6 protein-coding genes are annotated in these 5,531 nt (G+C 71.1%); 2 read left to right on the forward strand and 4 right to left on the reverse strand.

Features of this window, described 5'->3' with window-relative positions; genetic code table 11:
- On the forward strand, positions 1-386 hold a 386-nt coding region (locus tag RMO85_RS04425; protein WP_310526722.1), incomplete at its 5' end, for a rhomboid family intramembrane serine protease.
- 143 nt (positions 387-529) lie between these two features.
- Here RMO85_RS04425 and RMO85_RS04430 read toward each other — a convergent pair.
- Positions 530-982 carry a cell division protein CrgA gene (locus RMO85_RS04430; protein WP_310526724.1) on the reverse strand — a complete coding sequence of 151 codons (453 nt, stop codon included), beginning with the start codon at positions 980-982 and terminating at the stop codon, positions 530-532.
- Between the two features lie 66 nt (positions 983-1,048).
- Here RMO85_RS04430 and RMO85_RS04435 point away from each other — a divergent pair, with 66 nt between their 5' ends.
- Positions 1,049-1,840: a DUF881 domain-containing protein gene (locus RMO85_RS04435; protein ID WP_310526726.1), complete on the forward strand. Its 792-nt coding sequence runs from the start codon at positions 1,049-1,051 to the stop codon at positions 1,838-1,840.
- 45 nt (positions 1,841-1,885) lie between these two features.
- Here the strand turns inward: RMO85_RS04435 and pknB are convergent, their stop codons facing one another.
- From pknB to RMO85_RS04450, 3 genes are all read right to left on the reverse strand, one after another.
- On the reverse strand, positions 1,886-3,709 hold the full coding sequence (pknB, locus tag RMO85_RS04440) for a Stk1 family PASTA domain-containing Ser/Thr kinase (protein WP_310526727.1): 1,824 nt from the start codon (positions 3,707-3,709) through the stop codon (positions 1,886-1,888).
- 63 nt (positions 3,710-3,772) lie between these two features.
- Positions 3,773-5,251 carry a protein kinase domain-containing protein gene (locus RMO85_RS04445; protein ID WP_310526728.1) on the reverse strand — a complete coding sequence of 493 codons (1,479 nt, stop codon included), beginning with the start codon at positions 5,249-5,251 and terminating at the stop codon, positions 3,773-3,775.
- Positions 5,248-5,531: penicillin-binding transpeptidase domain-containing protein (locus RMO85_RS04450; RefSeq protein WP_310526729.1), on the reverse strand; the 284-nt coding region annotated here is incomplete at its 5' end. The genes RMO85_RS04450 and RMO85_RS04445, both read right to left, overlap by 4 nt.

A 5,531-nucleotide genomic window follows, 5' to 3' on the forward strand; every position in this document is an offset into this window, starting at 1 on the left:
CCCGCTTCCTGGCGCTCTACCTGCTCTCTGCCCTCGCCGGCTCGACGGCCGTCTACTGGCTGGCAGCGGAGAACGGTGCGACCCTCGGTGCCTCGGGTGCCACCTTCGGGCTGATGGGTGCGCTCCTCGTCATCGCCTTCAAGGTGGGCGGCGACGTGCGCACGATCCTCACCTGGCTGGGCATCAACGTGGTGATCACGGTGCTCGGCTCCCAGTTCATCTCATGGCAGGCCCACCTCGGCGGGCTGCTCGGGGGCCTGGCGATTGCTGCCGTCCTCGTCTACTCGCCGCGCGCACGGCGCTCCCAGGTGCAGGCGCTCGGGTTGCTCGGTCTGGCCGCACTCCTGGTGGTGCTGATCGTGGTGCGTAGCGCCGCGCTCGCCTGACGCTCGATCTCCCCACCGCCGCAGGACGTGGGCGTTGGCGAGCGCCCGCTTCATGCACAGCTGTGGACTCACCTGTGGATAACTACACGCGTGTAATTCACCGCAGAACGCTCAGGACCGGCTGGCCGCGAGGGGCGGGCGACTCACTCCCAGCGGGTGGCGAAGGTGAAGCCGACCGCCATGAAGGCGATGCCGATCATCAGGTTCCACTGGCCGAGGTCGTTGAAGACCGGCACGGTGCTGAGGTCGTTGGAGAAGACGTAGAAGGTGCAGATCCACAACAGCCCGATCAGGAAGCAGCCGAGCATGCCGACCACGACGCCGCGGCCGCGACCGAGCGGGGTGACCGGGTGCGCGGAGATCGCGAGCCCGACGAGCAGGGCCCCGAAGCCGATGGCGTAGTTCCACATCCCGAGGTCGGCGATCGCCTTGGGGCTGGCCTTGGGCGCCGGGAAGACCGTCGGGTCGGGGCGCACGCCGAGGTAGTAGAACAGGATCCACGCGATGCCGGCCACGATGAGCAGCAGTGAGACGACGAACCTCACCGAGACGATCTTCGCCTCGGTCTGGACGTACGTCGCAGGGGACTTGGCCACAACAACACTCCTGTTGGTCATACGGTCTGCGGCGGGGGCACCCACCGGGGAGTTAGCGTAGTCGCCATGCCCACCGAGTCCGATCCTCGCCCCACCCACGCCGGCGGTGGCGCCCACCAGCGGTCCAGGGCAGCGCTGGCGTGGCGGATCGGTACGCCCGTGATGGTGCTCTTGTCGGGGGCGTTGTTCGCGATCAGTGCCGAGCAGAGCGGCGGCACGGATCTGCGAGGTGGCCGCTACACCGACTTCGCCTCGGTCGTCAAGGCCGAGCGTCGAGAGACCAATGAGCTCACGGCCGAGGTGGCGCGACTCGGAGGCGAGATCGAGGACCTCAGCGCCGGTCTGGGTGATCGCAGCGTCAACCGGGCCCAGCGGGAGGTCGCGACGCTGGCCGACCCGGCCGGACTCACCCCGCGGGCGGGGCCGGCAGTCAAGGTGACCCTGGACGACGCTCCCGACGACGTGCTCGAGGACACCACCCGCGACCCGCTCGACGTCATCGTCCACCAGCAGGACATCCAGGCCGTGGCCAACGCGATGTGGCGAGCCGGCGCCGAGGCCGTCACCATCCAGGGCCAGCGGCTGATCACCACCACCGGCATCAAGTGCGACGGCAACCTGGTCAGCCTTCATGGCGTGCCCTACTACCCGCCCTACGAGATCATCGGCATCGGGATGCCCGCGCTGATGCTCGACTCGTTGGACGGCGACTCCTACCTCGACATCTATCGCGAGGCCGCGGCCGATCCGCGCGGCGGTGTGGAGTACGCCGCCGAGGTGCTGCCGCACGCGGTCGCCCCGGGCTACCAGGGACTGCTCGACCTCACCTACGCCACGCCGTTGCCCAGCGCCGGCTGAGCGGCACCCGCAGCGGCGCGGCGGGCCCTGAGCGGCGGCGGGCCCTCAGCGGCGGCGGGCCGAGGGTGACGGCACGGTCGACGACGTCGGGACCGCTGCGGGCGTCGTCGGCAACGGCGTCGGCACCGGGGCCGGCGTTTCGGTCGGGATCGGGGTCTCCGTGGGCGTCGGCGTCACCACGGGCGGCTCGTAGATCGACACGAAGAGCGTGATCGTGTCGCCCTGGTCGGCGGTGCCGTCCGCGGGGATCTGCCGGATCACGGTCTTCTTCGGCTCGGTGGTCTCGGCCGTCTCCACGACCTCGACCGCGAAGCCGGCGGCGCGGATGGCGCGCTCGGCGTCTGCCTGGCGCATGCCCACGACGTTGGGCACGCCCTGGGGCCCGGCGGAGATGAACACGGTGACGGTCGTGCCCTCGGCGACCCGCTGGCCGCTTGCCGGCTCGGTCCGGACGACGTTGTCCTTCGGCTCGTCGGACTCCTCGGTCGCGAACTTCACCTTGAGGTTGTTGCTCTCCAGCACGGTGCGGGCACTGTCCTTGGGCTGCCCCAGGACGAACGGCACGTCCACCTCGGGCACCCCGAGGGAGAGGGTGAAGTCGACTGCGCTGCCCGGAGAGACGTACAGGTCCCGGTTGGGGTCCTGCTGGATCACCTCATCCGCGGGCACGGTGTCCGACGACTGTCGATCGATGGTCCCGACCGCCAGCCCGGCGTCGCGGATCGCTGCTCGAGCCTCGTTCTGAGTCATCCCGACGAGGGCGGGGACCTGGGTGTCATCGACCGGCTTCTCGAAGAGTCCGGGCAGGATGTAGGCCGCACCGGCGATCACCACCACGACCAGGAAGCCGATGAGGAACATCAGGCCGGTCCGGCTGCGCTGGCGGTGCTCCGGTGGCGGCCCGGCGGCGACCGCGGGCATCTGGGCGGCAGCGGTCGTGGGGATGAGCTGGGTCGCGTGCGCCGCCGAGCCGACGTCGTCGAGCGGCGCGAGCGGCGGCGGCGCGGCCTGGATGGGGTGGCCCGCGAGGTAGCGCTCGATGTCGGCACGCATCGCCGCCGAGCTCTGGTAGCGGTCCTCGACCCGCTTGGCCAGCGACTTCAGCACGATCGCGTCGATCTCGGCGTCGAGCTGGTCGTCGTGGTCCGACGGCGGGGCCGGGTTCTCGCGCACGTGCTGGTAGGCCACCGCGACCGGGCTGTCGCCGACGAACGGCGGCCGGCCGGTGAGGAGCTCGTAGAGCAGGCAACCGGTGGAGTAGACGTCGGAGCGCGAGTCGACGGTCTCGCCGCGCGCCTGCTCGGGGGAGAGGTACTGCGCCGTACCGACCACGGCAGCGGTCTGCGTCATCGTCGAGCTGGCGTCGGAGACGGCCCGGGCGATGCCGAAGTCCATCACCTTCACGTCGCCGGCCGGTGTGAGCATCACATTGCCCGGCTTGATGTCGCGGTGGATGATCCCCGCGCGGTGGCTGTAGTCGAGAGCGGCCAGCACGTCGCTGGTGATCTCGAGCGCGCGCTCCGGCAGGATCTTGCGACCCTCGCGGATGATGTCGCGCAGGGTGCGGCCCTGCACGCACTCCATCACGATGTAGGGCTGGGCGACGTCCGAGCCGTCGGTCGACATCTCCTCGCCGGTGTCATAGACCGACACGATCGAGGGGTGGTTGAGCGAGGCCGAGGACTGCGCCTCGCGCCGGAAGCGGGCCTGGAACGTCGCGTCGCTGGCGAGGTCGGTGCGCAGGCGCTTGACCGCGACCGTCCGGCCGAGCCGGGTGTCGCGCGCCTTGCGGACCTCCGCCATCCCGCCGCGCCCCAACAGCTCGGCGAGCTCGTAGCGGCCGCCGATCACGGTCGGCTCGGTGCTCATCGCTCGCCTCCCGGCTCGGTGCTCATCGCTCGCCTCTCGACTCGGTGCTCATCGCTCGCCCTCTCACGGGATCGGACTCGCGGTCGGCGTGACGGTCGGGACCGGTGTCGCAGTGATCGTGGGGGTCGGCGTGGGGGCCTCGGCCGGCTTCTTCGGCGCCTTGCCCCAGTAGCTCAGCGTCACCTCGTCACCCTTGACCAGCGTGCCCGACGGGTTCACTCCCGCCACGGCGTTCTCGGCCTCGTCGCCGGGGTTGTCCAGCTTCTCCCGGCGGACCTTGAGTCCGAGGCTCTTCAGTGCTGCTTCCGCGTCCTTGACGTCGTCGCCGAGGTAGTCGCCCTCGTTGACCTCGATGCTCTCCTCGGCCGGCGTCGGCGTGGTCTCGCTCGGTGTCTGGCTCGGTGACTGGGTCTGGCTGCGGGTCTGGCTCGGCGTCCGCTGGCCGGTCGGCTGGTCCTGGGACCCGCCGGCGTTGCCGACGATCTGCCAGATGATCAGCGCCGCGGTGACGAGCGCCGCGCCCAGCAGGAACCACGGGAGCACGTTCGTCCGCCGTGGGGCCGGCGCGTGCGCCGGGGTCGCGGTCGTCGGGGCCAGGACCTGGGTCTCGGTCGGTGGCTGGGCAACCGATCCTGGCTGAGAAACGGTTGCGGAGTCACCGACGGCGACGGGGATCAGGGCCGTGGCCGCGGACGGCGAACGCAGCGCAGCCGCGAAGGCCGACCCGTCGGCGTACCTCTCGGACGGGTCCTTCGCGAGCGCGCGGGTCACGACGGCAGCCAGGTCGACCGGGACCGACGACGGTAGCGCGGGCACCGGCTGGCGCAGGTGCGCGACCGCGGTGGCAACCGCCGTGTCGGCAGCAAAGGGGCGCCGGCCGGCCAGGCACTCGAAGGCGACGCAGCCGAGGCTGTAGACGTCGGAGGCAGCCGTGGCGGAGCCGCCTTCGGCCTGCTCGGGCGAGAGATAGGCGGGCGTGCCCATCACCTGACCGGTCTCGGTCAGGGCCAGCCCGTCGGCGGCGCGCGCGATGCCGAAGTCGGTGACCTTGATCCGCCGGTCCGGGGTGACGATGAGGTTGCCGGGCTTGACGTCGCGGTGCACGATCCCGGCGCGGTGAGCAGCCCCGAGGGCGTCGGCCGTCTGCGCCATCAGGTCGCGGGTGACCTCGACGTCGAGGGGCTCGCCCGGGCGCAGCAGCGCGGACAGCGGCTGGCCTTCCACGAGTTCCATCACGAGGTAGGGGCGCGGAGTCCCGGTGCCGTCGCCGGGGCCGTCGATCGGGGAGGCCTCACCGAAGTCGAAGACGCTGGCGATGCCGTGGTGGTGCAGCGAGGCGGCGTGCTGGGCCTCGTTCTCGAAGCGTCGACGGAACATCGCGTCGTCGGCATACTCCGCCTTCAACAACTTGACCGCCACCGGCCGGCCCAGCGTCGTGTCCCGGCCGCGCCAGACCTCACCCATGCCACCCGTGGCCAGCCGTGAGGTCAGGGCGTAGCGGTGGGAGTCGTCGGCGAAGCGATCGTGCTCAGGAATGCTCACGAACCCATCACCGCCTGCATGACGGCCTTGGCGATCGGCCCGCCGAGGGTGCCACCGGCGATCTCGTCCCGTGCGGTGTCGCTGGCCTCGACCATCACCGCGACCGCGACCTGCGGGTCGTCGGCGGGCGCGAACGACACGAACCAGGCGTACGGCGGACGCGACTCGGTCGACTGGGCGGTGCCCGTCTTGCCGGCCACGCTCACCCCGGGGATCGCGGCAACGCCGGCGGTCCCCTCGTTGACCGTGGCCACCATCATGTCGGTGAGCTGGTCCGCGG

Source organism: Nocardioides sp. (assembly GCF_031422975.1).
Classification (GTDB): Bacteria; Actinomycetota; Actinomycetes; order Propionibacteriales; family Nocardioidaceae; genus Nocardioides.